The sequence below is a fragment of the Sphingomonas sp. NPDC092440 genome, from assembly GCF_044754985.1.
Lineage (GTDB): Bacteria > Pseudomonadota > Alphaproteobacteria > Sphingomonadales > Sphingomonadaceae > Sphingomonas.
Map to the genome: position 1 here is coordinate 28,068 of NZ_JBIVQA010000009.1, position 24,629 is coordinate 52,696.

General features: G+C 61.1%; 24 protein-coding genes. 9 read left to right on the forward strand and 15 right to left on the reverse strand.

The window, feature by feature from the left end; translation table 11 throughout:
- Positions 1–273: 273 nt before the first annotated feature.
- The 3 genes from ACIQCS_RS16020 (at position 274) to ACIQCS_RS16030 (ending at position 3,053) form a co-directional block, all read left to right on the forward strand.
- Entirely contained in the window at positions 274–1,014 is a 741-nt protein-coding gene (locus ACIQCS_RS16020) for a hypothetical protein (protein WP_345847220.1), read from the forward strand.
- Between the two features lie 65 nt (positions 1,015–1,079).
- Complete coding sequence (locus ACIQCS_RS16025) at positions 1,080–2,753, forward strand: hypothetical protein (RefSeq protein ID WP_345847219.1); 1,674 nt, start codon at positions 1,080–1,082, stop codon at positions 2,751–2,753.
- Positions 2,754–2,888: 135 nt separating this feature from the next.
- Complete coding sequence (locus ACIQCS_RS16030) at positions 2,889–3,053, forward strand: hypothetical protein (protein ID WP_345847217.1); 165 nt, start codon at positions 2,889–2,891, stop codon at positions 3,051–3,053.
- Positions 3,054–3,230: 177 nt separating this feature from the next.
- On the opposite strand, the gene ACIQCS_RS16035 is transcribed toward ACIQCS_RS16030, so the two are convergent.
- The 12 genes from ACIQCS_RS16035 to ACIQCS_RS16090 all read right to left on the reverse strand — a co-directional run bounded on the left by ACIQCS_RS16035 (position 3,231) and on the right by ACIQCS_RS16090 (position 16,421).
- Entirely contained in the window at positions 3,231–3,425 is a 195-nt protein-coding gene (locus ACIQCS_RS16035; protein ID WP_345847215.1) for a superinfection immunity protein, read from the reverse strand.
- Between the two features lie 30 nt (positions 3,426–3,455).
- On the reverse strand, positions 3,456–5,213 hold the full coding sequence (locus ACIQCS_RS16040) for a hypothetical protein (protein ID WP_345847212.1): 1,758 nt from the start codon (positions 5,211–5,213) through the stop codon (positions 3,456–3,458).
- Between the two features lie 165 nt (positions 5,214–5,378).
- Positions 5,379–5,573 (reverse strand): superinfection immunity protein, encoded by a 195-nt coding sequence (locus tag ACIQCS_RS16045; RefSeq protein WP_401531309.1) that lies wholly within the window; start codon positions 5,571–5,573, stop codon positions 5,379–5,381.
- 97 nt (positions 5,574–5,670) lie between these two features.
- Positions 5,671–6,222 (reverse strand): hypothetical protein, encoded by a 552-nt coding sequence (locus ACIQCS_RS16050; protein ID WP_345847211.1) that lies wholly within the window; start codon positions 6,220–6,222, stop codon positions 5,671–5,673.
- 187 nt (positions 6,223–6,409) lie between these two features.
- The gene (locus tag ACIQCS_RS16055; protein WP_345847209.1) at positions 6,410–7,282 is read right to left on the reverse strand and encodes a hypothetical protein; all 873 of its coding nucleotides are present in this window, start codon (positions 7,280–7,282) and stop codon (positions 6,410–6,412) included.
- A gap of 151 nt (positions 7,283–7,433) precedes the next feature.
- Positions 7,434–9,026 carry a hypothetical protein gene (locus tag ACIQCS_RS16060; protein WP_345847208.1) on the reverse strand — a complete coding sequence of 531 codons (1,593 nt, stop codon included), beginning with the start codon at positions 9,024–9,026 and terminating at the stop codon, positions 7,434–7,436.
- 246 nt (positions 9,027–9,272) lie between these two features.
- A complete protein-coding gene (locus tag ACIQCS_RS16065; RefSeq protein WP_345847206.1) occupies positions 9,273–9,881 on the reverse strand; it encodes a hypothetical protein in 609 nt (202 codons plus the stop codon).
- 196 nt (positions 9,882–10,077) lie between these two features.
- Positions 10,078–10,272: a hypothetical protein gene (locus tag ACIQCS_RS16070; RefSeq protein WP_345847205.1), complete on the reverse strand. Its 195-nt coding sequence runs from the start codon at positions 10,270–10,272 to the stop codon at positions 10,078–10,080.
- Between the two features lie 72 nt (positions 10,273–10,344).
- A complete protein-coding gene (locus ACIQCS_RS16075) occupies positions 10,345–12,237 on the reverse strand; it encodes a hypothetical protein (RefSeq protein ID WP_345847203.1) in 1,893 nt (630 codons plus the stop codon).
- Positions 12,238–12,254: 17 nt separating this feature from the next.
- Entirely contained in the window at positions 12,255–12,794 is a 540-nt protein-coding gene (locus ACIQCS_RS16080; RefSeq protein ID WP_294050781.1) for a hypothetical protein, read from the reverse strand.
- A gap of 205 nt (positions 12,795–12,999) precedes the next feature.
- Complete coding sequence (locus ACIQCS_RS16085) at positions 13,000–15,147, reverse strand: peptidase domain-containing ABC transporter (RefSeq protein ID WP_345847198.1); 2,148 nt, start codon at positions 15,145–15,147, stop codon at positions 13,000–13,002.
- On the reverse strand, positions 15,144–16,421 hold the full coding sequence (locus ACIQCS_RS16090) for an HlyD family efflux transporter periplasmic adaptor subunit (protein ID WP_345847196.1): 1,278 nt from the start codon (positions 16,419–16,421) through the stop codon (positions 15,144–15,146). Before ACIQCS_RS16090 ends, ACIQCS_RS16085 begins: the two co-directional genes overlap by 4 nt.
- A gap of 521 nt (positions 16,422–16,942) precedes the next feature.
- Here ACIQCS_RS16090 and ACIQCS_RS16095 point away from each other — a divergent pair.
- The 5 genes from ACIQCS_RS16095 (at position 16,943) to ACIQCS_RS16115 (ending at position 20,543) form a co-directional block, all read left to right on the forward strand.
- The gene (locus ACIQCS_RS16095) at positions 16,943–17,812 is read left to right on the forward strand and encodes a Fic family protein (protein ID WP_345847195.1); all 870 of its coding nucleotides are present in this window, start codon (positions 16,943–16,945) and stop codon (positions 17,810–17,812) included.
- Complete coding sequence (locus tag ACIQCS_RS16100) at positions 17,790–18,617, forward strand: hypothetical protein (protein WP_345847193.1); 828 nt, start codon at positions 17,790–17,792, stop codon at positions 18,615–18,617. The genes ACIQCS_RS16095 and ACIQCS_RS16100 overlap by 23 nt, the downstream gene beginning before the upstream one ends.
- Positions 18,618–18,638: 21 nt before the next feature.
- Positions 18,639–19,073 (forward strand): hypothetical protein, encoded by a 435-nt coding sequence (locus ACIQCS_RS16105; protein WP_345847192.1) that lies wholly within the window; start codon positions 18,639–18,641, stop codon positions 19,071–19,073.
- Between the two features lie 230 nt (positions 19,074–19,303).
- Complete coding sequence (locus ACIQCS_RS16110) at positions 19,304–20,152, forward strand: hypothetical protein (RefSeq protein WP_345847189.1); 849 nt, start codon at positions 19,304–19,306, stop codon at positions 20,150–20,152.
- 13 nt (positions 20,153–20,165) lie between these two features.
- Positions 20,166–20,543, forward strand: coding sequence for a hypothetical protein (locus ACIQCS_RS16115; RefSeq protein WP_345847188.1), 378 nt, complete (start codon positions 20,166–20,168; stop codon positions 20,541–20,543).
- A 156-nt stretch (positions 20,544–20,699) separates the two neighbouring features.
- Here the strand turns inward: ACIQCS_RS16115 and ACIQCS_RS16120 are convergent, their stop codons facing one another.
- Positions 20,700–21,113, reverse strand: a complete 414-nt coding sequence (locus tag ACIQCS_RS16120) for a hypothetical protein (RefSeq protein ID WP_345847187.1) — start codon at positions 21,111–21,113, stop codon at positions 20,700–20,702.
- Positions 21,114–21,324: 211 nt separating this feature from the next.
- Positions 21,325–22,599, reverse strand: coding sequence for a hypothetical protein (locus tag ACIQCS_RS16125; protein ID WP_345847185.1), 1,275 nt, complete (start codon positions 22,597–22,599; stop codon positions 21,325–21,327).
- Between the two features lie 108 nt (positions 22,600–22,707).
- On the opposite strand from ACIQCS_RS16125, the gene ACIQCS_RS16130 reads away from it, so the two are divergent.
- Complete coding sequence (locus ACIQCS_RS16130; RefSeq protein ID WP_345847183.1) at positions 22,708–23,286, forward strand: CGNR zinc finger domain-containing protein; 579 nt, start codon at positions 22,708–22,710, stop codon at positions 23,284–23,286.
- A gap of 78 nt (positions 23,287–23,364) precedes the next feature.
- Here ACIQCS_RS16130 and ACIQCS_RS16135 read toward each other — a convergent pair whose 3' ends face one another.
- Positions 23,365–24,603: a Ca2+-dependent phosphoinositide-specific phospholipase C gene (locus ACIQCS_RS16135; protein ID WP_345847182.1), complete on the reverse strand. Its 1,239-nt coding sequence runs from the start codon at positions 24,601–24,603 to the stop codon at positions 23,365–23,367.
- Positions 24,604–24,629: the final 26 nt, after the last annotated feature.

The following is a 24,629-nucleotide window of genomic DNA, read 5'->3' on the forward strand; positions in this document are numbered from 1 at the left end:
CAGCTCGCCCCCAAACAACACCACCATATGCATTCCAACCACCGATCGCGAACATGCGCGCCGTGCCACCGGTCGAGAACCGCCATCGCCCCTGCGTTCGCTAGGCCGCGCCGAGCAGCATGAAGCCGCCGCGCTGGCCCAGCGGCTGCCCGCGCGCGCAAGACGCCGATGTCTCCAGATTGTCACGGCTACGTATCATTCGCGGCAGAATAGAGTTTCGGCTCGCTTCATAAGAACTAGCCGAAACTTAATCATGGGGATTCTATTGTGAGAGTGCTGAGCGCATATGAGATCAATTTGGTGGCTGGCGGTTGGGGCACCGGCAGGGAAGACGAGCGTCAGAAAGAGAATGAAATCGTGGTAACCGGTCATCGGGACGGTTTCGACTTCGGAGAGCAATACGACCCCATCGGTGACACCTGGGAACCCTTCTTCCACGAGAACGACAGTGGCGAGTATTTCGGTGGCGGGGGCGGCCAGTCGGCGGCCAGCGGCAATGGGCTTACCGATGAACAGCGGGATGACGCCCTCACGGTGATCGAATCCGCCCGTGCGCTGCTGCAGCAGGCGATCGAGAAATATGGCGCCGGCACAATGGCCGATATCAACGGCCGGATCCTGCCCGCCTGGCAGCTTCTCGAGCATCTCGGTACCTTGATGAACGTGCTTCAGGCCGGAAACCTGATCTGGAGCCTGGAGAACGGAACGAAGGGCCTGGCGGACGCGATCGGCTTCATCGCGGCGATTGCCGCGGTTGGCGTGGCAGGTGAGCTCGGCATAGGCGTTGGTGCCGCGGCGCTTTTGGGGGTTGCGGTCGAGAAGCTCGTCACGAGCGGTTCGATGCAGGTGAACGCCGTTACGGGCACGGTGACGGAAATAGTCCGCGAAGAGATTGACGAGGTCGTCCAGAACAACCCGGGGCCCGACTTCAATCCAATGGACCCCGATGCCTGGTTCGATGGTCTCTTTGGGATACCGCACCAGGACCGCCCGGTGCTCGCGCCTCTCCCGTGATAGAATAGTGCAGCCGAGCGAACGCGCGTTCGCTCGGCCTTTGATTGTGTGGATGCGATGTAGCTATGCCTGACAAGTTTACGGCGCTCGCGGGTTTCGTTGCGGGGCTATTGCCATTTGCCTGCGGTCAGGACGCTGACGCAGGCCGGTCGGGGACGTGGCTTTCCGGTGACGTAGTGACGGAGCGTTTGGACTCCGATGGACCGGCGGACATCAGCTCGCTTCGTCTGATAATACCGACGGGCAAGCTTCACGAAGACGCTGGATCCTGTGGCAATTCGCACCTGTTCGAGCATCTCGTGGGGCGGAGCGTTGTACTGAGAGATGCAACACTGGCGAAGTTCGGCTACCGCGTGGACGGGTTTACGGGCCCGGGCAGAATAGTGATCTCGATTGATGTGGGTGGCGGCCTCGAGGGTATACGCGCCGCGACAATGGCGCTCTCGGACGCGGTCGCGCATCCGCTCGCGGCACCGGCGGATGTTGCGGCCGAGCGGCGCGCAATAGCAAGCGAGGGTATCGCGTCCGCGGCAGCGGGGCCGATGGCTGCCTTGGCTTCCTTCGTGCCGACCGAGCGGCGAGAGGTGCTGCTTGGCCATTGTGGGACGAAGGCGGGGCAGGCCGGCCTGCCAAAGCTGCCTCCTTTCGCCGGCGCACCGCAGCTGTTCGTCTGGAGCAAGTTTCCCGAGTCTTCGCTTCGAAGCGCCATAACACCCATCAGAATTCCGGGCGCAGACCAAAGGGGGGCACCTCTCGGCTGGACGGGGACGCGCGCCGAGGACGCATCCGCTCGAAGCGACCTGGCGACAGCCGGCGCCATCACGTTGTTCGCGACCTCCGAGCACCGCGTCACACCGGAGATTTACCGGGGGTATTTGTTGCTCCTGGCCTATGCTGCCGATGGGCATCGCGGAATGCGCGTTGCCGTCACGAGCCTCGACGAGAATAGCTTGCTCGGCAGTCTGGAGACGCCTGAGGTGGCTCCCTTGGTGTCGCGCATCCTGGAAAGCGCAAGGGCGCTCGCCGATGGCAGCGCCGATCCCCGAAGGGTTGCGAGGATTGATACGGGCGTGCGCGAGGGTCTCTGCCGGCGAGTGGCGGCCGCAAGGCGCATGCCGCCGCCGCTCATCGCCCGCCGCGTGGCGCTTGCTCCGTCGGCGAGACTGGAGGACCAGCTGGCGAAGATGCAATGCAGCGGGAGCCAGTCCCCTGGCGATGCGGAACAAGCCGCCAAGGCCGGCGCGACGCATTTCCTGAAATACGCGTTATTGCGTGGTGACCTGTCCGCGGCGCCGCCCAATGGCCCGTCTCCGCCATATGTCGTCCGCACCGTTCGTCTGTGCGCATCGGCGGACGCCGGCGCGGCGGCTTCGGCGATCGGGCCGGCCGCGCTGATCGTGCAGCGGCAACTTGGATATGCGTTGCGCTTCAACTACGGGAGCGTCAGGCGGTTGACGGTCGTTCCGCAGCCCGGGGCCGGCAGGGCGTGCCTTGGGCTGACCCTCGATGGAGAGACGCTGGCGCCCGCGCGCACCGATGCCGCAGTGGCGCAATGGGCTCGCGGGAGCGGGGGGAAGGATTTCAGTACGCAGTTCTGTTTCGACGTGCGGAGCGGAGCGGGCGGCGATCGCCCGGCGCAATTGGAGAAGTTTGCTCAAATGCCGTCGTCCGAGTGCATCAGCGCGGTCAAGCGGATGAATCCGGAGCACATGCTTGCTGCCATGAAGCTGGAGAAATAGCAGGTGTTCCGCCGCCCTCGCTGTCCGAACTGTCGCCGGCCGCTTTCTTTCTTGGAGAGCTATCGGGCGCGCGTTTCCCGGTTTCCCTGTCCCGGCTGCGGAGCCTCGATAAAGATTCCCGCCACAAGGCAGTTCGTGCTCGCCGTACCGCTTTTCCTGGTTTTTCGAACGATCTCGAATGCCGATTGGGATTTGTTCGCGAGGGTGGGTGTCATCGTCGCCCTGGCGGCGCTCGTCATCATCATCGAATATCTTACGGTTTCGATGATCACCTATCGACGCGAAGATCCGGGATCGTGATCAACTACCTCGAGCAGGGGTCTCGACATGATCATGAGAAGGCGCGCCGGCCGTTGCCGGGGAAGGAATCCCAGTCGCACCCGTGCCTCATGCGGCCGATGGTAATGCCTGGGAAGTGCATCAGAGGGGGCCGCCGTTCGTCAAAGGGTGGCTGATGCAGTGCAGGGAGCCGAGGATTCAGAATCGCGTCAAGCTCCATGCCAGGGCTGCAACCCAGCCCAGGCCGGTCCAGCCGCCCAGGCCGTTGAGTATGCTGATTGGTAATAGTTGCGGATGCCTTCTGCGGAGGGCGATGAGCGTTGGCATGATGTATATTGTCATGACAACCGCCAGCATTGCGATGCCACCGGCAATTTCCAAGGCTCTACTCATGCATAGATCCTGATAAACGTATCAACTTCTTCATTGTGAGCGCGCATCGATCCATTTTTCGAGAACCTCATCGGCCATGGGGTGGAGCAGCGCCAATTTGTGGGTCGCCTTTATGATCCGGCTCTGGCTATTCGGACGTAGCGGCGGCGGAATATCATCGGGGATGGACGACCTGTCCCAGCTCCCGAAAATGAACAGAGCAGGTCTTCTGGAATTCCGCTGCTCCGCCAGGGTCGCGATTGCTCGATTGAACTGGCTTCGGTTGGTATCGGCCACGCCGATAGTCGCCGCCTCCCATTGGCGCTGATAGGCAGTGTTCACGGCGTCGAAGGGCGAATCATTGTCCGCCCATTGTTCGGGCGGCCGCGATCGCAGATATGGGACACCGGCAAGGAAGCCGCCACGTCGCGCTCCGACAACGGCCTCGAGCGCCATTGCCGGCAAGGCTCCGAAGCTTTCGCCATGGACGATCAATGGGCGATCGGGGAATGCTCGATCAAGATAGTTGCGGAGCACCGCGGCGTCACGCGTAAAGCTGCGGACTCCGTCACGGCGTAGCCGTGTCGCGGTGCTGGTGCCGGATCCGGCAGAGCCGCTATAATTGGGAAGAATGACGGACCAGCCATGCCTCAAATAGCTCCGAGTGGCGGAGAGGCGGATCGCGTCTGTTGCGATGTTCGATGGGCCGCCCTGGAAGACGACCGCAACGCCCCGGGGCTTTGGGGGATCAATACGCACGAACGCAAGGGGGCGATCGGCGGTGCCGATGGTTCCAACGGCAAGGCGCGTGGGGGAAGGCTGCGCGCGATCGCACCGATACTCAATCGGACGGCCACCCGCGCGGCCGGTGAGCCGATACCCTCGAAATGCCGTGCGGAGCAGCGCGACATGGTCTCCGGCAGGATCCGCCGCGGCGGCCACGAGTTCCAGGCCCGGATCCTCCGAGCGTGCTCGAGAGACAGCAGCCGCGAGGGGAGCGAGATCATGCCCGTTGGCCGCCATGACCCGGGTTGGAGAAAAATAACCGAGGAGCCGATCGTCCCGGGCGCTCACCACCGGTTGCGCGAATGGGAGGGAATGTCTCTCTCGCCATCCTTCTGGGGCCTCGGCCGCGGTCCACCCGATATCCGAAAGAACTGCTGCGCCCGATTGCGTGCGCGATGACGTGGCGCGCTTCAGGAAGGCACGCGACAATGGGATGGAGCGCCGTCCGCGGGCGCTGAATGCGCTGGCGTCGAGCGTGTCCGGATCAAAGCTGACAGCCGTGACGGTCCCATCGGCCCCAAGGTCTGTCTTGAGTATCAGGGACCGGGGCGCATCCAGGGCGTTGGCGTTGAAATAAGCGCTTGCCAGTCGGATCGCCTCAATATCGGCGGTGCGCGACTTGGTCGTGCCGGATGTCGTCAGCGTGATTGCCGCGCCGCGCGAGAGTTCGGCGCGCCCGGCGAAGCGTGCCGTCGTGGCATCGTTCCCGAAATCCAGCGCGACCAGCGTCTTGCGGTTCTCGGCGACGAACAGCATCGCATCGCGCTCGCCCCAGGAGACGGGGCGAGCGCCATCGAAACCTTCGCCAGAGAAAAAGCAGCGGTCCGCCAGGCCGTGGTCGCGCACGCACCTGGTGTCCAGCGTAAGAAAGCTCCGTGATCTTGGTACGAGCGAGTAGGGCAGCAGCTCGCTGTCGGTAAACACCAGAAAGCGGCCGGTCGGGGAGAATGCCACCGCATCCCTGCCGCACAACCGCTCGACTCCCCCTGAATAGGTGCCGATGGTTGTGGCACTCAACTTCATGAAGGGGGCAGCATCCACACGGGTTTGCGAACCGGCGTGGTTACCGGCAAATGTCCCGCCGAACATACAGCCGATGGCAATGGCTCGGAAGTGCCTGGCTCGTAAGTGCATCGGATAGGACCGTCGTTCGTCAAAGGGCGATTGATGAAGAGCGGAGCCGAGGATTCAGAATCGCGTCAAGCTCCATGCCAGGGCCGCAACCCAGCCCAGGCCGGTCCAGCCGCCCAGGCCGTTGAGTATGCTGATTGGCAATAGCTGCGGGTGCTTTCTGCGGACGGCAATGAGCGTTGGCATAATATATATAGTTATGACAACTGCCAGCATTGCGATACCGCCGGCAATTTCTAAAGCCCTGCTCATGTGTAAATCCCGGAGTATATCGTAAATTTCTTTGGAAATATGTCACGGTCATTGCTGGCATCAATTACATGATGCCAGCAATGTGATCATATAGCAATCAACGAGGTTTGTTCAGCAGAGTTGCGCCGCTGCCATCGTCGCCCCAGAGGCTACCGTCTGAATTGAACCAGGTGCGATAGTCGGGCTTTCCATTTCCATTGATATCCCAATACGTAGATCCATCCTTCATATACCAAGTGCTGACCTGACGTCCATTTGTAAGAGCACTACCAGAGGCAGCATAATCCTGTTTAATAAACTGTTGTGTAATAGTATTTTCGTTCTGTTCTCTCTGTTCTTGTGTTTTTGTTTCCCGACCGACGATACCTTCTACGATTGGTTTGAGTACGTTATCAATAAGGCTCTGGAACCAATTAGGGTCGCGCTGATCGGCGATAGCATTACCTGCCCCGAGATCCGCCGGATCGCCTGGATATGAATTCCCAGTCTCCGGGCCGCCATATCCATAGCTGAAGCCCAGGGCAGGAATGCCGGGGAGGCGTCCGGTGACGGTGATATGGTTGTCGTCGTCGATGGGCATGCCGTCGAGCGTTTCGCCGGTCGTGCCCCAACCGCCGGCCACCAGCTCGATTTCGTACAGGTTCAACATTCTCACGGTACGATCCTCATTGTTTGAATTTGAAATAAATATTACTATTGTAGTGCGAACGGCAAGTGAATTACTTGATTAGTATGATGTATTTGTTTCGCTACAAAGGCTAAATTGAGAAATATCCTGATATGACATTAAGGAATAGAGTGGCATTATCTTGATACCGTCGGGAAATTTTGAGTTATTAGTCTGATCGCAGCGCATAGGAGCCGAGCAGTTGCCCGGACCGGCTTGAGATCAACGCCCTGGAGAAGAGCGGCATGTCGACTGCGCGCCATGCCTTTCCGTGTCGCATGAACCGGACGCCCAGGCCCGACACGCGCCATGTGCCGCCCGGGCCGTGGGAGAAGGCGCCGAATTTGAGGAATGGCGCCGGCATCGGGAGCGGCGCCGTTTCTCCATCGATCCGGACCATGCCGCCCAATGTCGGATTGTCGTGACGGATCGATGCGAAATGTCTTCCGTCGATAAGCAGTTGTATCGTCGTCTCGGGCGTTGCCTGGTCCCAGATCGTCCTGCCTGCGGCCTGCCTGGCCGCCTCCAGCAGGGCAGGATCGCGAAGGAGCGGCATCGCGGGATCGAAGCCGCTCAGCACGGCGCCCAGGTGCTTTCCCATCGGGACACGGCGCACGAAGGACATCCGCAGCGGGTTGGCGTTGCTGGCGACGCGCAGCTCGATGGGATTCTCCGGATTTTCGGCAAGAACCAGGCTTTCGCCACCTGGCCCCCAAGAGACCGGACGGGGCGGCCGCAGCCCTTCGATGATTGTCATGCAACCATCGACCATGCCGTGCGCAGTAATGCAGGGAGCGTTGGCGAAGACCAGTCGCTGCGAGTCGGAGACGAGCGACGCGTCTCTGAATTCCGAACGACTGAATATGAGATAAGACGCTGTCGGCGATAAACCGACAGCGTCCATATCACAGAGATTCTTCACTCCGCCGGGGTACGTGCCCAAGGTCTTTCCGGTGAACGTCATATAATCGGATTTCGGAATGCTCTCCTGATTCGTATTGGAATCGAAAGACACCAGCGAGGAAAACAACAATAATATCATGGAAGTACCATATAGAATTGGTCGGAGGTCATTTGCTCTTCTCTACCATCAGTCGCCCAGCAGGTTAGTTTATTGTCTCTAAAGCGCCCATCGTTGACGGTGCCAATGCTGCAAGCGCAATTGCGACCTTTTGTTGGTAGGCTGCGAGATATCAGTCAGAAAAAACAGACCCCCACACGCCCTTCGCTGAAAACACCCGTCCGTGAGGAAGCGACACATAGTTCACGTGAGCACCGCCCTTCGAAATTTGTACCGCTATCGGATCAGGAAAGGGCTGATCATAGGTTGAGATATGTAGCGTATCTTTATCCGACCATGCCGTCGTCATGTACAGATTTTCAATCCAGGACTGGAAATCGGTCACTTTGCCGGGTGATCCAAAGAGTTCCAGCATGAACCTGCGCTGCCCGGATTTGCTGGTCTCGCCGAATTCAGCGCGATCATTTTGATCGGGCCCGACGGAAACGATCGGACTGACGAGGAGCAACCTGGCCCTTTTGCCGAGGCGAGATTTAAGGGCCATCGCAGGTAGCGCGCCAAAGCTGGCGCCGACGATCGTGATGTTCTCGAATTTCCTTGTTTCTAGGAATTGAGACACCTGCTCCGCGTCTTCGGACAGCGCTTTCCCACCATTGAGGAGTCGGCCTTGCATCTCGAGCCCACCGCCGAGCTGTCCGCTATAGGACATAGACAGAATCGACTGGTTGCCCAATTGCGGGAACAAGTCGACGGCTCCGGACAGCGTAAGCGGATTCGTGGGTCCTCCACCAAAGAAGATGATGATAGACCTGTCGCTGTTCTGATAGAATTGCGCGGGCAGGACTCTGGTTTTCTGGCCGAGGTCCAAGAGCGCGTAGTCTCGAACGATCGGGGGTATCCATGCCGTCGCCTGCTGCCCTGTCCAGAAGTCCAGATCGCCCTTGTCTTCACGTGGTTCGATGGGACACCGCGTGCGTATCTGAACTTCCTTGGCACCGTTTCGCCACTTCAAGACCCTATGGTCAGCTTCCTGATACAGCCATGCGACGCTCTGCCCCGAAACGGCCGCGTCAAGGATCCTGCCGAGTTTCGGCGCTGAGAAGGTGGTGTACTTTCCCCCCACGCGCACGCGCATCATTTTCTCGTTGAAGGACCCGGCCAGCGTTCCGGTGCGCGGGTCTATTATCGCACTGGATCCCGGAATTTCGAATGCAGCGTGATTGTCGCCACCATCGATCTCACCGAGTCCGATCAATGAATCGTGACCGTTGCGCACCACGACCTTGGGATCATAGATTTGCCGGAACAGGAATTTGTAGTCCCTGAAGAAACTTCCGGTCGCATTGGCCGGAGCATCAAGACTGGGATATTTGTACCAGCGAAACGATGCACCAATGTTTGAGACCAGCCCCGCCGATGCGTCGGTGCGCAAATCAGACGTGCGATAGTTTCTCAGGATATTCCTGACTAAGTGGCGCGCATACACCAGCGACGACTGGTCGGTATCTGCGCCGGCGACATGCAGGAACTGCATCCTCGGCAGGTCTGTTATCTTGACCGAGTCTGCTCCCATCTCGCTGCCGCTTTCGCGGAACGCCAGGAAACGGGAACTGGCGCTTCTGGAGACAAAGCCATCGCGGGTGATTGCGACCGGCAACAGCGAGTTGATGGAAACGAACGTTCGTCCCCGAAGAGTCGCTGAACGCATATCTGGAAAATAGGAGAGGCGTCCGCCGTCGTGGCTGACGATCTGAACGTCGACCAAGCGGCCTCGCGATCTGTAGAACGCTATCAGCCGGCTGCCGCCATGACCCAAAAACAGCGAGTTCTCGGAGCACAAATCGTCATTGGAGAACGAGTTTCTCGTCTCTATGTAAGCGCTAGATATGTTGAAATCCCGATGCACTTCACTGCTGGGCGATGCTGCGACAAGTAGACTTGAGCTTGCTAGAATTACTGACATAGATAGTATCCGCTTACTCGTCGCAGTCGCCATAAATTACAGGGAGTATTACTTGGAGCGGTAGCCCTCGCCGTCACCGACATTGTAATACACTGTGCCGTTCCGCTCGTAGAGCACGATATCCATGCTGCCGTTGCGATCGCTGTCGATAAACGTCTTGCCGTTGGCAAATCGCTCGCCGTCATACCAGGTGATCACTGCGCCGCCGCGGATATCCTTTGATGCGGTCACTTGAACCTTAGTGCTGTCCTGTGTCGTCAGAAGATTGCTGAATTCATTGTTGATGACGGTCTCATGCCTCCGGGCCTCCATCGCACTGGCGGCCTTGTCTACGGCTTTTTCCGTGAGCGCGCCCAGGAGCGCCTCGCCGAGCTTTTGCAGCAGTTGCGATCTCTGGGTATCGCCGGAATCTGGTGCAGTAACTACGATCTCGGGCGGGCTGCCGCCGCCTGCTCCAAGATCCGCAGGATCGCCGGGATAGAAATTCCCTTGCCCGGTATCCGGCCCGACATACCCATAGCCGAAGCCCCAGCCGGAAACGCCGCGGCGTCCGTTGACCTCGATTCCGTCGCCGCTGCCGATGGGCATGCCGTCGAGCGTTTCGCCGGTTGTGCCCCAACCGCCGGCCACCAGCTCGATTTCGGACAGGTTCAACATTCTCACGGTACGATCCTCATTGTTTGAATTTGAAATAAATATTACTATTGTAGCGCGACCGACAAGTGAATTACTTGATTGGTATGATGTATTTGTTTCGCTACAAAGGCTAAATTTAGAAATATACTGATATGACATTAAGGAATATAGTGGCATTATCTTGATACCGTCGGGAAATTTTGAGTTATTAGTCTGATCACTCGCTCGCAACGGCTTGCAGCGCAGGTTGCCCGTCATCGCTGGTCATGAGCAGAACCCGGCCATCGGCCACCATGTAGACACGATGCGCCGCCGCGATCGATTGGGTCCGGTGCGCGATCATCACCCGGGTGATGTTGAGCGCGGAAAGCGAGGCAGCACCTTTGCTTCCGTCTTTCGGGTCGAGATGCACGCCGCCTCCGTCGATGGGCGATATCTTCGGCCGCCCATGGGGTGCGCGCATTCCGCATCTGCGCCCATCGCATTATGGTGTAGGGCAGGGCGAGCCTCCATCCGTGACCTGTGGCGGTTGCTTGCTCCCTTCGAGCGAGGCCATCCAGCGATCGACCTCCCCGTTCAACTCGTCGCTTTCGGCGAACCTATGCGTGGCCTGGACAGTGAGGATGCGGGTGTTCGCGCAATAGGCCTGCGGAAGATCGCCGGGCCGCGATGCGCGATCGAGGGATCCGAACAGGAAGAAGGCCGGGCGGCTGGGATCGCGTCCCTTGGCCAGTTCCGAAAGGGCTGCGTTGAACGCGGCGCGGTTTTCGTCGGATACGCCGATGGTTGCGCGCTCGAAGACGGGCTGGCGATTGAGGTCCCCGGCGAAGAGTTCCTCCGTCTGGAGCCACTCCGTTGCCGGACGGGACTTGAGATAGGGTACCATGCCGACGAGGCCGCCGGCCCGTCCCCGCATCAGGCTGTCGAGCGCGATCGCGGAGCCGGCACCGAAGCTCTCGCCATGCGCGATGACGGGAAGGCGGGGATAGGTGGTATCGATGTACCGGGCGATCGCCTGCGCATCCTGTCGCAAGGCGTCCGGGCCCTTCGCCTTCAAGCGCGTCGAGACCACCATGCCCGAGCCCACCGTCCCGCTATACCCGGCCAGCAGCACCGCCCAGCCGCGCGCGAGATACTGGCGAACCAACTTATTGTCCGTCTCGTTGGCCGGGTCGCCGGTCGGGCCGCCTCGGAAGAATGCGACGACGCCCCTCGGCGCGGAGGGGCTCAGTTCGATCAGCCCTAGCGGCCATTGCGGAGAACCCGCCTGGACGATGCGGATGGCGGCAGGCGATGCCGATTCCGCCTTGCCGCATTCGTGCCGCAGCGCGTGGCCGCGGATGGAGGCATGAAACGATGCCGAGCCGTCGAGATTTTTGAGAACGAGCGCATAGTTGCCGCGCTCGTCGGCGGACAGGCGCCACAGCATTGCGCTCGGCCGATCCTGCAGCAGTTGCATGATCGCGGATTGCGCCCGGCGAGATTTGTCGCCGCCGACGGAGAATCGAACATTTCGTAGCGCATAGGAGCCGAGCAGTTGCCCGGACCGGCTCGAGATCAACGCCCTGGAGAAAAGCGGCATGTCGACTGCGCGCCATGCCTTTCCGTGTCGCATGAACTGGACGCCCAGGCCCGACACGTGCCACGTGCCGCCCGGGCCGTGGGAGAAGACGCCGAATTTGAGGAATGGTGCCGGCATCGGGAGCGCCGCCGTTTCTCCATCGATCCGGACCATGCCGCCCAATGTCGGATTGTCGTGACGGATCGATGCGAAATGTCTTCCGTCGACAAGCAGTTGTATCGTCGTCTCGGGCGTTGCCTTGTCCCAGATCGTCCTGCCTGCGGCCCGCCTGGCCGCCTCCAGCAGCGCAGGATCGCGAAGGAGCGGCGTCGCGGGATCGAAGCCGCTCAGCACGGCGCCCAGGGCCTTTCCCATTGGGACACGGCGCATGAAGGGCATCCACAGCGGGTTGGCGTTGCGGGCGACGCGTAGCTCGACGAGATTCTCCAGATTTTCGGCAAGCACCAGGCTTTCGTCGCCGAGCCCCCAGGAGACCGGGCGAGGCGGTCGCAGCCCTTCGATTGTTGTCATGCAACCATCCGTCATGCCGTGCGCGGCAATGCAGGGCGTGCTTGCAATGACGAGTCGCTGCGAGGCTGGGACAAGCGTCGTTGCGCTGAACTCTGCCCGACTGAACACAAGATAAGACGCTGTCGGCGATAAGCCGACAGCGTCCATGTCGCAGAGATTCTTCACACCGCCGGGATAGGTGCCCAAGGTCTTTCCGGTGAGCGTCATATAATCGGATTGTGGAGCGCTCTCCTGATGCGTGCCTGAGTAGAAAGACACCAAGGAAGCTAATGTGAAGAATATCATTGGATCACCATGGGGGACTATGAAGAGAGTCTGTAGTCTACCTGACCATCGGTAGCCCACCAGTGCCCCTGATTGTCTTTGAAAAACTCTGTATCTGCTGCGCGGTTTCCGTTGGTGTCTGCGAATATCCTGCCGTCATGTGTCCTCCAGATGATCCAATCGTGATCAAAGCCGAGGGCCTTGTTGAAATCGCTCGCCTTGTGATCTATGGTGATCGCAATCTTCTGCTTATCGAATGAAGCGTCCACTGCCGCTTCGCGTGCGTGCCAGTCCTTCTTGGCTTCCAGCGCCTTGTCGATCAGCCATCTTGCGTTTTCTGCTCCGAGCTCCAGAATTTGACTGATGTCCCTCCCGCCGCCGGCACGAAGATCCGCCGGATCGCCCGGATAGTAATTCCCCGTATCGGGGCCGGCATGCCCGCCGGGAATGGGTGCCGTAACGGTGATGCGGCCATAATCTTTGGAAGAGCCGTCTTCCTTATAGAAACCGAATATGTCCTGGGATGAACCCCATCCTCCGGCGATCAGCTCGATCTCATGGCTAGTAAGCATCCGCATTGGTAAGTGTCCTATGATTTATGTACGAGGCGATTCGTACTATTGATATAGTCATTAGGAATGTTTCTTGAACATTACTTTGATGGAATCATTATTCAATATTTCTGACTCGCCAGTATGATCGTGGCTTAAATTGCTATTTAAATGCAATTTATCGCGGTATATTCTCCCATAAGGGTTTAGCCATTGGGTTTTTGCTTCAGCGTCACTCGCTCGCGACGGCCTGCAGCGCAGGTTGCTCACCGTCGCCGGCCATGAGCAGAACCCGGCCATCGGCCACCATGTAGACACGATGCGCGGCCGCGATCGATTGGGTCCGGTGCGCGATCATCACCCGCGTGATGTTGAGCGCGGAAAGCGAGGCCAGCACCTTCGCCTCCGTCTCCGGATCGAGATGCGCCGTGCCCTCGTCGATGAACAATATCTTCGGCTGCCCATAGAGCGCGCGCGCCAGCAGGACCCGCTGCTTCTGCCCGCCCGACAGCACCGATCCCATGTCGCCCACCAGCGTGTCGTAGCCCAGCGGCATTCGCTTGATGTCGTCATGGATGCAGGCGCGCCGCGCGGCGTCCTCCACCCGCTCCATGTCGATATCATTGTCGAAGAAGGCGATGTTCTGCGCGAGCGATCCTGCATAGAGCGCGTCGTCCTGGGCGACGGAACCGATGCTCTGGCGATAGGCCTGCTTGCCGAACGTCGTGATGGACCGCCCGCCGACCTGGATGGTGCCATGATTGGCGTCGAACAGGCCCATCAGGATCTTCATCAAGGTGGTCTTGCCGCCGCCCGACGGGCCGACAATGGCGATCATCTCGCCCGGGTCGATCTGGATCGAAGCGCCTTTCAGCACGTCCGGTTCGCCGATGCCGTATCGGTACCAGAGATTGTGCGCCGCGATCGGCTGCGAGAAATCGGGGGCGTCGCCGATCCGGTCATCCTCCTTCGGCGTCAGGGCGATGTCGGCGATGCGGGCAAGGTGGACCTGGACGATCTTGAGGTTCAGCCCCTGCTCGACCAGGCGCATGCCGGCGCCGAGGAACTGCTGCTTATAGGCGCTGAACGCGAAGATCATGCCGAGCGTCAGCTTCGCGTCGAGGGCGAGCGTGATCGCGACGAGGACGAAGAGCACGCCCTCGAGGTCGAGGACGAGCTTGCCGATCGCGTCGAACCCGGCGGTCAGGCGGCCGAGCCGGATCTGCGCGTTGACTGCGTCCGCCTTGCTTTGCTGCCAGAGGCGCTGGCGCTCACCCTCGCGGCCGAATGCCTTGATCGCGGCGATGCCGCGCACGGACTCGATGAAGACGCTGTTCTCGCGCGCGGCGGTCGAGATGGCGTCGATGTTGCGCAGCTGCATCGCTTTCAGGAACAGCAGCCGGACCACGACATAGAGGCCGAGCGCCACGATCGCGATGACACCGAGGATGGGCGAATACACGAACATCAGGATCAGCGTGAGCAGGCCCATTACGCCGTCGACCAGGCCCGCGATCAGACCCTGGCTCAGCAGGCTGGTGATCGGCGCAGTCGAGCTGAAGCGCTGGATGACATCGCCGACATGGCGCTTCTCGAACCAGGGCAGCGGCAGCCGCATCAGGTGGCGGAAGAGATTGATCACGACCTGATAGGACAGGGCGTTGCCGAGATTGACCAGAATGATCGCGCGGAGCCAGCTCGCAAGGAAGCTGACGATGGCGACTCCCGCGAAGCCGACCGCGAGCACGCCGAGCAGATCGCGATCGGAAGCGGGAAAGACCGTGTCGATCGATACCTGCAGGAAGAACGGGCTGGCGAGCACGGCAAGCTGAAGCACGAGCGACAGCAGGATCACGTTGCGCATCGCCTGCCAGAAGCCGGTCATCGAGGACCAGAGCTGTCCGATCCGCAGGGGTGGGGCGCTCTGCTTCGGCTTGAAGGACTCGGCCTGGAGCAGCTCGATGGCGACGCCGGTGAAGCTGCGCGACATCTCTTCGCGGCCCAGCGTCAATGCGCCGCGGGCCGGGTCATGGACATGGTATCGCCGCCCGCCAACGCCATCGCTGATGCGCGCGAGGACCACGAAATGGTTCAGGTTCCAGTGGAGAATCGCCGGGAGCTTCAGATGCCCCAGCTCCTCGATCTCGCCGCGGAGCGGCCGGGCGTTGAAGCCGATGGCCTCCGCGACGAGCATGAGCTGCTTGAGGGTGGCTCCCTTCAGCGATAGCGCAAAGCGCTGGCGGAGCTCGATGAGGTCGGTCTTGAAGCCATGATGGCCGGCGACCATCGCCAGGCAGGCAAGCGCGCACTCGCTGGCCTCGCTCTGCGCGATCAGGGGCGTGCGCCGTGCGCCGCCCAGTTGCAGCAGCTCGATGCTCATGCGGTCCTGCGCGAAATGGCGTGGAGCGGCTTGAGCAGCCAGTCGAGGAAGCTCTGGCGCTCGAGGATGATGGTCGCCTCCAGGGCCATGCCCGGCTGGAGGGGGATGTTCTCGCCAAAGGCGTTGATGGCCTGGCGATCCAATCCGACGGTGACGCGATAGACGGGTTCCTCGAGCTTGACCGGCAGGTCGACTTCCCTGGGGTCGATCACGATCCGCGAGATTGCCTGGATCTTGCCGGCAAAGGATCCGAACCGCTGATAGGGAAAGGCATCGTAGAGAATGCGTGTCTCCTGGCCGGCGTGCACGAAGCCGATTGCGCGCGTCGGGGCGAAGAGTTCCGCCTTGAGCACCGTGTCGGTGGGTATGATGGTCAGCAATGGCGCCTGGGCGGGGGCCAGTTTCCCAACGCCGGCCTGTATGGCGGTTACTCTGCCGCCGATCGGCGCCGTGATGACATAGGCGCGCTCGCCTTCCATCTGGGCGCGCTGCTGCGACAGGGACTGAAGCGCCGCGCGGATTTCGGATTCTCCCCGCGCGGTATCCGCGGTGATGCCTGCAAGCTGGGTGCGCGCCGCATCCGCGTCGGCGCGTTTCTGGGTCAGCTGCTGTCGAAGGCCGGCCAGATTCTGCTGCGAGACGATGAGATTCTGGTGGCGGCGCTCCATTTCCACCTTGCTGACGAAGCCGCGCTCGACGACCTTGGCGATCTGGTCGAACATCGACTGGTTCGATCGAACCACTTCCTCCTGCAGCTGGATTTGGCCCTCGATGTCGCGAGCCTGTAGCGACGCCGTGGACATCGCCGCCGCGAGCCGCTCGCGGTCCGCGGCTCCGCGGCGGGCGTTGAGGGTGATCTGCTCGCGCGCAAGGGACTGGCGGATGTCCAGGCTGGCTATGCCATCCGCCATGACGGCGCCGCCCGCAGCCGCATGGCGGTCCAGTGCGATCACTGCCAGTCGGTCGCCTTTGCGAACCACGGTGCCTTCCCGCACTGCGAGTTCGGCGACAATGCCGGAGGCTGGTGCGGCGACCTTGGCGGAGGGGCGCTCGGTGACCAATATCCCGCGCACGGTTTCGGTGCGGGCATAGGAGCCGAGTGTCACCCAGGCGATCACGGCGGCCGCGATCGCAACCATGGTGGCCACGAGGAGCGAGACCGAAACCGATTGATTGAGGATGACTTCGCCTTGCAGTCCCTGGCGGCGATGCTCGGAAACCTCCGGTCTGAACAGGGCGGGTTCTGTCGGCATGTTCTGTTCGCGCAGCTCCACGGCGTGCGGTTGAGGCCAGGCACGCGGCAAAATATATTTTCAAGGGTAAAAATATGTTCCCCGGAGACGGCGGATAGTGTAGGGCGAGATTGGATGTCAACACGAAGGTAATGATTTCCGGCCCGGCGGGAATAGACAATTAATCACCCCAATTCGGGGCAATGTGTAACAGTAATTACACAAATGATTTGTCACGCATTTGAAATATGCAGGACGGTTGAGAATTTTTCGAACATCATGCTTTGGGGTTTCGCCAATCGGCGCGAGCTATATTCCTGAGTATTCTGGGGCAATTGTGAAGTTCGGCGAAGCATTCGTCATTCCGGGCCGGGGGCGTCGTTTCAGGAAACCCCCGATACCGTTTCATTGGGTCCGCCGAGGCCGCGTCGATAGTCGTTCCATGGGTGTGGAAATGGAAAATTCTACCAATGAAATCTTGGCGATGGCGTCGGCCGAGCCGCGCGTTCCGGCGCGGATTCCGTGCTTGAATCCATCGCCGGCCTTCTGCCGGTGGTTCTGAAATGACCGCGCGATTGAAGGGCCGGGCAACGGTCATGCCCGATAGGTTGTTCGTGCCGGATCCGGTTGCTTCGATCCATCTGCAGATTGCAAATTTCCGTGTGGCTGAGATCGGTGCGGGGCTCTGCGCCTCCGACGCGCAATCGATAACGAGGGCGGTACTGGCCGAGCAGGGGGGCATGGACCTCACGCCGCAGCGCTATCCGGGCATGTTCGACGAGCTGAGCGTCTATGTGCGCGGAGCGGAGCGTGCCGATCCCCAGCGCCTGCTGTCGAAGAGCCTGTTGGAGTGGGAAACGGTCGAGCATGCCGAGCGCCGCGGCATCGCGGACGGCCTGGCGGATGCCGATGCCTTTCTGGATCTCCTGCGTTCCGTTCACCGCTCGGTCAAAGGGGGCGCGACGGCGTTCCGCAACGGGCCGGTCTTCATCCGGCCCGATGCCGATGGGAACGTGATCGAGTTTCCGCCCTGGCAATTGTGCGAGCCGTTGCTGCGGGCCCTTGCGGCTTTCACCGCCCGGCATATCGAGCGATATCCGGCGCTCTGCGCCATGGTTGGCTATGCCGGCGTCATACATGCGCACCCGTTCCGCGACGGAAACGGGCGCACGGCGCGGATCCTGTTCAACCTGATTTTGCGCCATGGCTGCCAATCGCGGCATTTCCTGCCGCTGTCGCGGCTGACGACCCTCAGCGAGGGCGGCTTCCTGATCAAGCTCAGGCGCGCGCTCTATGGCGGCGAATGGGAGCCGCTGGCGGCGTTCTTCGTCGATGCGCTTCGCCTGTCCCACGAAATCCAAGGCAGAAACTCGGGTCGCAACACGTCTCAAACCGATTGGGAGTTCCAGAATGCGCGTTCTCAGTTCTTATGAGTTGGACCTTGTCGCGGGTGGTTTCGGGTCGACCGACGACGCGCAGATCAACAGGGCCGGAGCCATCTATGAAGGAGGCGGCTTCGGTAGCACTGGCGGCGGTGGTGGTGGTGGCGGCGGCTTCGGTGGCGGCTTCTGGTATTGGGTCGCTCCCGCGAGCTATTTCACGGGCGAGGACGGTGCCTATGCCCCCGGCGGCCAGGGTAGTTGGAGGTGGATACCGTCTTCTTCCGGAGGCGGCTATGGCGGCGGCTCTCCCAGTGGAACGGAAACTGGAGGAGACGGGCCGGCGTTGGACTTGAAGGGCAGAGATTGCGCCGCTGAGAAAAGCGCGGCGCAAGACGCGCTGAATGAGCTCTATCGTGGGTCAGCCACCGCGAAAGGTCTCATCGATACCGCTAAGGCTAAGTATGTGGGCCTTGAGCTGATCAAGACCGATGTGTCCGTCGTTGGAGGTACCCCGCACAATAGGTTCGACTGGGAATTTACCAATAATATCCAGTGGGATCCGTTTGTCGCGATCAAGGGAGTCAACTCTAACGGGTCAACCTATTATGTTAGCCCAATAATGGCTTTGGCGCACGAACTTGTCCACGCGGCGCATGTCAATGAAGCGGAATGGCAAGGTAACGATTCCGAGGCAAAGGTCATGGTAGTGACAAACAAAATAGCTAAAGAGGTGAATTTGTCCACGGGGTCGGGGTATGACACCTCCAGGGATAATCATTCTAGAGCGTCAGAATACTACGTATCTTCCATCCGTGGTAGCACCATACAGGCGCTTACCAGACCCGGGTGTCAGTGATCCAGCGACGGGAGATAGGGAATGAGCATCCTATTCCATCTGTTCTTGCCTGTGATTGCCTCTCCTATGGCATTGCCGGCACCAACCTGCGCCGAGGAAGTTCGCGCATCGGCGGTCGCCAATCGCCTGGCCGATCTTCCTCCGGAGATCGTGGAGCAACTGCGCGCCTTCAGTCGGAGTGAGTTGGGCGATTCCGACGGTCCGTTGCTGAGCACCGATGCGCCGAGCGCCAGGGAAAGAGGGTATCCCACCGTCAGATTCCATAAGGGATACAAGATCGGGGATCAGTGGTTCGCGCAGTTGGAAGTGGCGATGTTTTCGGGCGTTCGGACGCTCGTTTACAGGCGGGCCGCAGAAGACAACAAGTTCCATCAGGAACCTTGGAAATATTACGCGGGACCTCCCTGTGAAAGCATCAAGGCTTCCTTGAGTGGGGTCCTTACGCCGGGGTCTTGAGCCAGGGCTAATAGCCTTGAGAATGTACTAGCTTGACGCGACGCCCGTCGCACTAATGTGGCGGGCGTCGTTCAATGACCATGACTTCCTGATCAAGCTCAGGCGCGCGCTCTACGGCGGCGAATGGGAGCCGCTGGCGGCGTTCTTCGTCGATGCGCTTCGACTGTCCCACGAAATCCAAAGCGGAAACTCGGGTCGCAACACGTCTCAAACCGATTGGGAGTTCCAGAATGCGCGTTCTCAGTTCTCATGAGTTGGACCTTGTCGCGGGTGGTTTCGGGTCGACCGACGACGCGCAGATCAACAGGGCAGGGGCCATCTATGAAGGAGGCGGGTTCGGTAGCACTGGCGGCGGCGGCGGCGGCTTCGGTGGCGCGGGCGGCGGCTTCTGGTATTGGGTGGCTCCCGCGAGCTATTTCACGGGCGAGGACGGTGCCTATGCCCCCGGTGGCCAGGGTGGCTGGAGATGGATCCCGTCCGCCTCGAATGGGGGCTCGCCAGGTGGTGGTGCCGGGGTGGTGCCGCCCGTCCCTCAGGACTCGCCCTGCGAGCAAGACGCGAAGGAGGATGAGATTGCGAGGGGCGTGGAGGGTTTGATCAAGCAGCAACCCGATTGGAATGCGCGGGAATATGGTGCGCTGATCGTCCGCTACCAGGATGGCAGCTATGGCGTGACGGCCTTGGCGCGGGGTGAGACGGTTGCGGAGGCCAAGGCCCGCGCAATCGCTGCGGGTCAAACCGGGTTCTCTCCGCAGCTTGCCTATAAATATACATCGGAGGGAGGGGCTGTAATCGTGGCTGCCATTCATAATCACCCCGATGTGGATTATAATAGATCCGAAGATATGAAGAATAGATACCCGTCCTATGATAACGGGTCGGGGGATTATGGTAATTTCGATAAGCTTATCGGAAGAGGTGTGCGGCTTGTTTCGTCAGCAGACCAGTTCACACATTATATTCTTGGGCCGGACGGCGTTCTAAGGGAATTTAATCTGAAGGACGGGCATCTGAATCCAAGAAACGATCCGAATCCCGGCATGAGGTCGAATTTGGCGGCGGACAGGCCGTGCGGATAAAGGGAGCCGGCTCATGATCGAAATGCTGCTTCTGCTCGCAAATCCAATCGCGCAAACCCAGGACATAGCGATACCTGGCCCAAGAAGTCCAAAATTCGAATTGATACTCAGGGCAAGGTGCTCGCAAAATAATTATGATATTTCTGTAGAGAATGATGGTTTTGTTTCGAAGTTATTATACTCTCGAGTGAACGGCAAGGAAGTGGAGCTCACGTCCCGGCAAGGGAATTTGAAGCACTTCCTGTCAATGGCCCATGGTGTCGGTCTTGCTGTCTCCGGATGCGAAGAGCGTGGGGAAATCATCATCGCCGTAAGCGGTGTGTCAGATGATCCGTCCAGCAAAGAGCGCGGAAAGGTTGTCCATCGCTTCTTCGGGACAGGGCCGTTGTAATCTTGCATGGGAACCTGCCCGGCGAGCGGGGCGACGTCCGTCACATCAATGTGGCGGGCGTCGTTCAATTGCCGCTGCGGTCGGGCAGGCGAGGGGTGAGGGGCATTTGCCGCCGCACCCCATTGGGGACGGGCTGATCGGCGATCGGGAAATCGCCTATTCCTGCACTGGATTGCCTTGGACGTCGTTGCACGGCCGACTCCAGCTGCTTCCGCCGAAGCCGCTGCCGGTGCCGCTGAGCTTCTTCATGAAAGTCGTTCCGGAAATCTGCAGCTTGAGTGTCCCGGCGCCCCCGATATTCCCGCGAACATCGGCCCAGCTTCCATTGATGACGTTGCCGCTCCGCGTCCCCTTGAACGCGTGGGTCCAGGATTTTCCATTATCGGCGCTCATTCCGACCCACCAGATGGTGGTGCCGACGGCGCGGAGGCGATAGGTGCCGCCATCATTCGCCTTCCAGACGCCATTGATGGTCGCGGGTGCGATGCATTGCGCGTGCGCGGGCGACAGGGATGCCGCCATCATGGAAGTGCTCGCCAAGGCTATGGATTTTATGAGTAAACCTTTCATGACATCCTCCGATTATCTCTTTATATATCAGCAACTATAGAGTTGCCTTCGCAATCTACGCTCATGTGCATCATGTAAACAATGAAACATGCGCCAGTTCGGAGTTTGTTCGGAGATATGTTTGTGTAAGTTCTGTATATTCAAATATTGAATACAGATAGGGCCCGGGATCTATCTGAGAAAGTCGCGTATTCCATTGAGGTTGTGCTGGTCATATTTGTCCTTTCCTCGCTGCGCGTCCTCCCGGGGCGTCGATCCTGGGGAAGGCAAAGGGGAGCAGAAGAAGCGACAGCGCATACGCATATTGGCTCAGGGTGACGCCAATATTGAAGGGAAACCAGATGGTTGGAGCGCCAAGCCGGGAGAGTTCGCTGACGAACAGGGCGATCGCGATCAGCGCCATCGCCGCCAGGGTGGGCAGCCGGCGTTTGCCGCGTACGGCCATGCGCACCGCGATGACGGCGAACAGAATGACAAAGACAAGGCGCGCAACGGCGACCAGGCCAGGCAAATAGGCGATCGCCCCGACCATCCGCGCGGCCCATGCGGCAACGGCGCAACCCAGGACGATCGACCGGCCGCGTCCCTCGGCATGCGCGTTCCAGGCGGCGGTCCAGGCAAGCATGGCGAGCGGTGAGAGGACGACCGCATTCTGGCGGTCGAGCGTGGGCGCATCGAGCAGGTCGGTCCAGGCCGCGATCGCATTGCCCAATCGAAGGCAGGCTGTCGCGACAAGGGCGAGCGCCAGCCAGCGCGCGAAGCCCGGCCGGGCGATCGATGGCGCAACCGCCAGCGCGATGCCGGCAAGCAGAACCATCATCGCCGGTATCGCGATCTCGACGATATAGCCGGCGATGGTCCGCATCCACTGCGCCCGGTGCAATGTCTCGCCAAAGGCCGCCGTGGTGAGTGTGGGAACGCTCCTCAGCCCGCCGCTGATGCCGTTGCGGTCGAGGCCGGGCTGCATGAACGTCCGGATCGCCAGCACGCCGACCCGCTGATCGGCGAGCCGCGGAAGCGCGGCCAGAAAGGGGCGGGCACCGATGACGCTCGGCCTGGGGCCGAGCCTGCCGATGCCGCCGATCGGCCGGCCGTTCCAGAACATCTCATAGCCGTCATCGACCATGGTCGGCCCAAGCAGCGCCAGATCGCCCTGCGCCGGCAGGATGATCCGCCGGCGATACCAGCCATAGCCTTCGAGATCGGGATGGCCGTGCGCGCGCCAGCCGGCAAGCCACCCCGGCAGGCCGACATCATCGTCGCGATTGCTCGGCAGCGATACGAGATCGAGTCGATCCCAGTCGCGATCGTCGGCCCGCGGATCGGCCCATTTCGGGTTGTCGCCGGGATGGAAGCGCCAGGTTCCGTCCAGGGTGATCGCCGGGCCGGCCGGATCGGGGCGGCCGCCGATTGCGAGCACCGCGACGACAAGCCCCAGCACGATCGCCGCCAGAATGCAGAATGAAAGCGCGAGCCGCCTCGACAAGCCAACCTCCCCAGCTGCGCCACCGTGCCCCTCCGGTCGGGGCCGGCTTTTCTAACCGTCTATATGGTTATATTGTGAAAATACCGCCAGCAAGCGAAAAGACGGAGAATGGTAGAGCAAGCGCGCGTTTCGGCTGGGATCGGCGGCAGCCTGTCGCTGGAGTTCGCCAATACGGCGGGCTGGCATCTGGCGGCTCGGCCGATCGAGCGGCTCGGAAGCTGGCGCGACATGGTGCACTGGGCGGCGGAGCAGAAGCTCGTCCATGCCGACCAGATCGGCGATCTCCTGGCGGCAATGGCCGAGGTCGGGCCGGCGCTCGCGCTGCGGGAGGCCATCTTCCGGATCGGTGTCGCGGTGGCTTGCGGCAATGCGCCTCAGGAAGGGGACCTGAATACGGTCATGGCGCTGGCCTCCGCTCCTCCGCCGGATGCGATCTGGTCCGGGGGATCCCTGTCATGGCGATTCCAGCGTCGGGGCGCCATGCCGCAATTGCTCGGCATCGTCGCACGCGATGCCGTGGCGCTGCTGGCCAGCGACCGTGTTGCCAGGCTGCGCTTGTGCGCGGGCAGCGATTGCGGGTGGCTCTTCCTCGACGAGAGCCGCGGCAAGCCGCGACGATGGTGCTCCATGGGCGATTGCGGCAATCGTTCCAAGGCGCGCCGCGCCTATGCCCGGCGCAAGGGGTAGCGCGCCGGGCGGCATGCAGGGCCGGGCGTGCATCGCGGCGGCGCTTCGTCCCCTTCCTCTTTCCGCGGAGGATGATCGTCAGTGCTTCAGCCGGCAGGCCCTGGGGGCGTTGACCGGATTGCAGCGCGCCTCGCCGCCACCCGGCAGCCGCACGACATAGTCGGTCCCATAGGCGTTGCCTGGCTTGTAGAAGTCGGTCGAGACGATCTGCGCGCCACTGGCAAAGGCCTGGTTGGCACGGCTGAGGTCGTTCGCCTTTGCCTCATACGTCTCGATATCGGCGCGGGCGCGGACGAGATAGCCCTGCTTCACCCGCTCCGGAATCTCCCGGGCGCGGACATTGGCATTGTCGAGCAGGAGGAACGCGGCATAGCTCTGCCCCGGCGTGGCGCGCAGGAACGCCGCGCGTCCTTCCAGATTCTCGCGCCCCGCATGATATGCGGCCAGCGCCTGGGGATCCATCGCGGTCAGCAGCAGGAAGACGAACTTGCCGCGCGATTTGCCGAGCGTCGGCCAGTTATGGGCCAGCACGCCCGCTTCGAGGGTGGGATGGCGGCCGCGGACATCGTCGGGGATCACCAGCTTGTCGCGGCCGATCTCGCGGAAGATCGACTGGTCCATCTCGTCGAACGCGGCGCGATCAAAGGCGAGCGGCGGCGTCGAGTTCGGGAACACCGGCAGGGCATCGCTCTTCGCCTCGACCAGGATGAAGATCGGGGCGTGGTCCGGATGGGCATCCGACCAGGCGCGCAGTTGCTTCAGGCAGCGGGTGAACAGGTTGCAGCTCGAGCGCACGTCGAGATCGGCGACGTGGAACACCTTCAGGCCCGGCTCGTCCATGTCGGTGCCGTCATAGGGCAGCATCTGGCTGTCCTTCACGCCCTTGGCGCGTAGCGCCGCGATGCCGGCGGGATGGGCATAGCGCCCGCCCTGGGGGTCGTTGTTGATATCGATCTCGAGGCTGCGCATCCCGGCATCGAGCTGGTCCGCCAGCGTGGTGTAGCGATAGTTCAGCCCCTCGCTCATGCTGGTGAAATTGGGATGATATTCCTGCCAGTCCGCCTTCATCTTCTCCGGCATGGCCTTGGCGAAGGCGGCCAGCTTCGGGCCGAGCGCGGCGTCCACCATCGCCAGCAGCTGCGGGTCGACGCCCTGCGCATAGCTGTTGTGGGTGCCGATCACCTGGATCTCGTTGAGCCGCACTTCGTCGGTGCGGGGCGCCTCCTGGGCAATGCCGATTGCGGCGATGCCGCAGGTGGCGATGGTGGCGGCGCCGCAGGCGGCGATCAGGCCGAGGCTGGTTGCGAGCTTCTTCATGTCGAGGGTCCTTGGTGCGTCGGGTC

Coding starts and splice junctions, on each gene's coding strand:
- ACIQCS_RS16065 (WP_345847206.1), bottom strand. CDS start 9,881: ATGTTGAACCTGTCCGAAATCGAGCTGGTGGCCGGCGGTTGGGGCACA.
- ACIQCS_RS16055 (WP_345847209.1), bottom strand. CDS start 7,282: ATGATATTATTGTTGTTTTCCTCGCTGGTGTCTTTCGATTCCAATACG.
- ACIQCS_RS16130 (WP_345847183.1), top strand. CDS start 22,708: ATGGTAGAGCAAGCGCGCGTTTCGGCTGGGATCGGCGGCAGCCTGTCG.
- ACIQCS_RS16080 (WP_294050781.1), bottom strand. CDS start 12,794: ATGCGGATGCTTACTAGCCATGAGATCGAGCTGATCGCCGGAGGATGG.
- ACIQCS_RS16095 (WP_345847195.1), top strand. CDS start 16,943: ATGACCGCGCGATTGAAGGGCCGGGCAACGGTCATGCCCGATAGGTTG.
- ACIQCS_RS16135 (WP_345847182.1), bottom strand. CDS start 24,603: ATGAAGAAGCTCGCAACCAGCCTCGGCCTGATCGCCGCCTGCGGCGCC.
- ACIQCS_RS16035 (WP_345847215.1), bottom strand. CDS start 3,425: ATGAGTAGAGCCTTGGAAATTGCCGGTGGCATCGCAATGCTGGCGGTT.
- ACIQCS_RS16050 (WP_345847211.1), bottom strand. CDS start 6,222: ATGTTGAACCTGTACGAAATCGAGCTGGTGGCCGGCGGTTGGGGCACG.
- ACIQCS_RS16040 (WP_345847212.1), bottom strand. CDS start 5,213: ATGAAGTTGAGTGCCACAACCATCGGCACCTATTCAGGGGGAGTCGAG.
- ACIQCS_RS16110 (WP_345847189.1), top strand. CDS start 19,304: ATGCGCGTTCTCAGTTCTCATGAGTTGGACCTTGTCGCGGGTGGTTTC.
- ACIQCS_RS16025 (WP_345847219.1), top strand. CDS start 1,080: ATGCCTGACAAGTTTACGGCGCTCGCGGGTTTCGTTGCGGGGCTATTG.
- ACIQCS_RS16115 (WP_345847188.1), top strand. CDS start 20,166: ATGATCGAAATGCTGCTTCTGCTCGCAAATCCAATCGCGCAAACCCAG.
- ACIQCS_RS16075 (WP_345847203.1), bottom strand. CDS start 12,237: ATGATATTCTTCACATTAGCTTCCTTGGTGTCTTTCTACTCAGGCACG.
- ACIQCS_RS16085 (WP_345847198.1), bottom strand. CDS start 15,147: ATGAGCATCGAGCTGCTGCAACTGGGCGGCGCACGGCGCACGCCCCTG.
- ACIQCS_RS16105 (WP_345847192.1), top strand. CDS start 18,639: ATGAGCATCCTATTCCATCTGTTCTTGCCTGTGATTGCCTCTCCTATG.
- ACIQCS_RS16100 (WP_345847193.1), top strand. CDS start 17,790: ATGCGCGTTCTCAGTTCTTATGAGTTGGACCTTGTCGCGGGTGGTTTC.
- ACIQCS_RS16120 (WP_345847187.1), bottom strand. CDS start 21,113: ATGAAAGGTTTACTCATAAAATCCATAGCCTTGGCGAGCACTTCCATG.
- ACIQCS_RS16045 (WP_401531309.1), bottom strand. CDS start 5,573: ATGAGCAGGGCTTTAGAAATTGCCGGCGGTATCGCAATGCTGGCAGTT.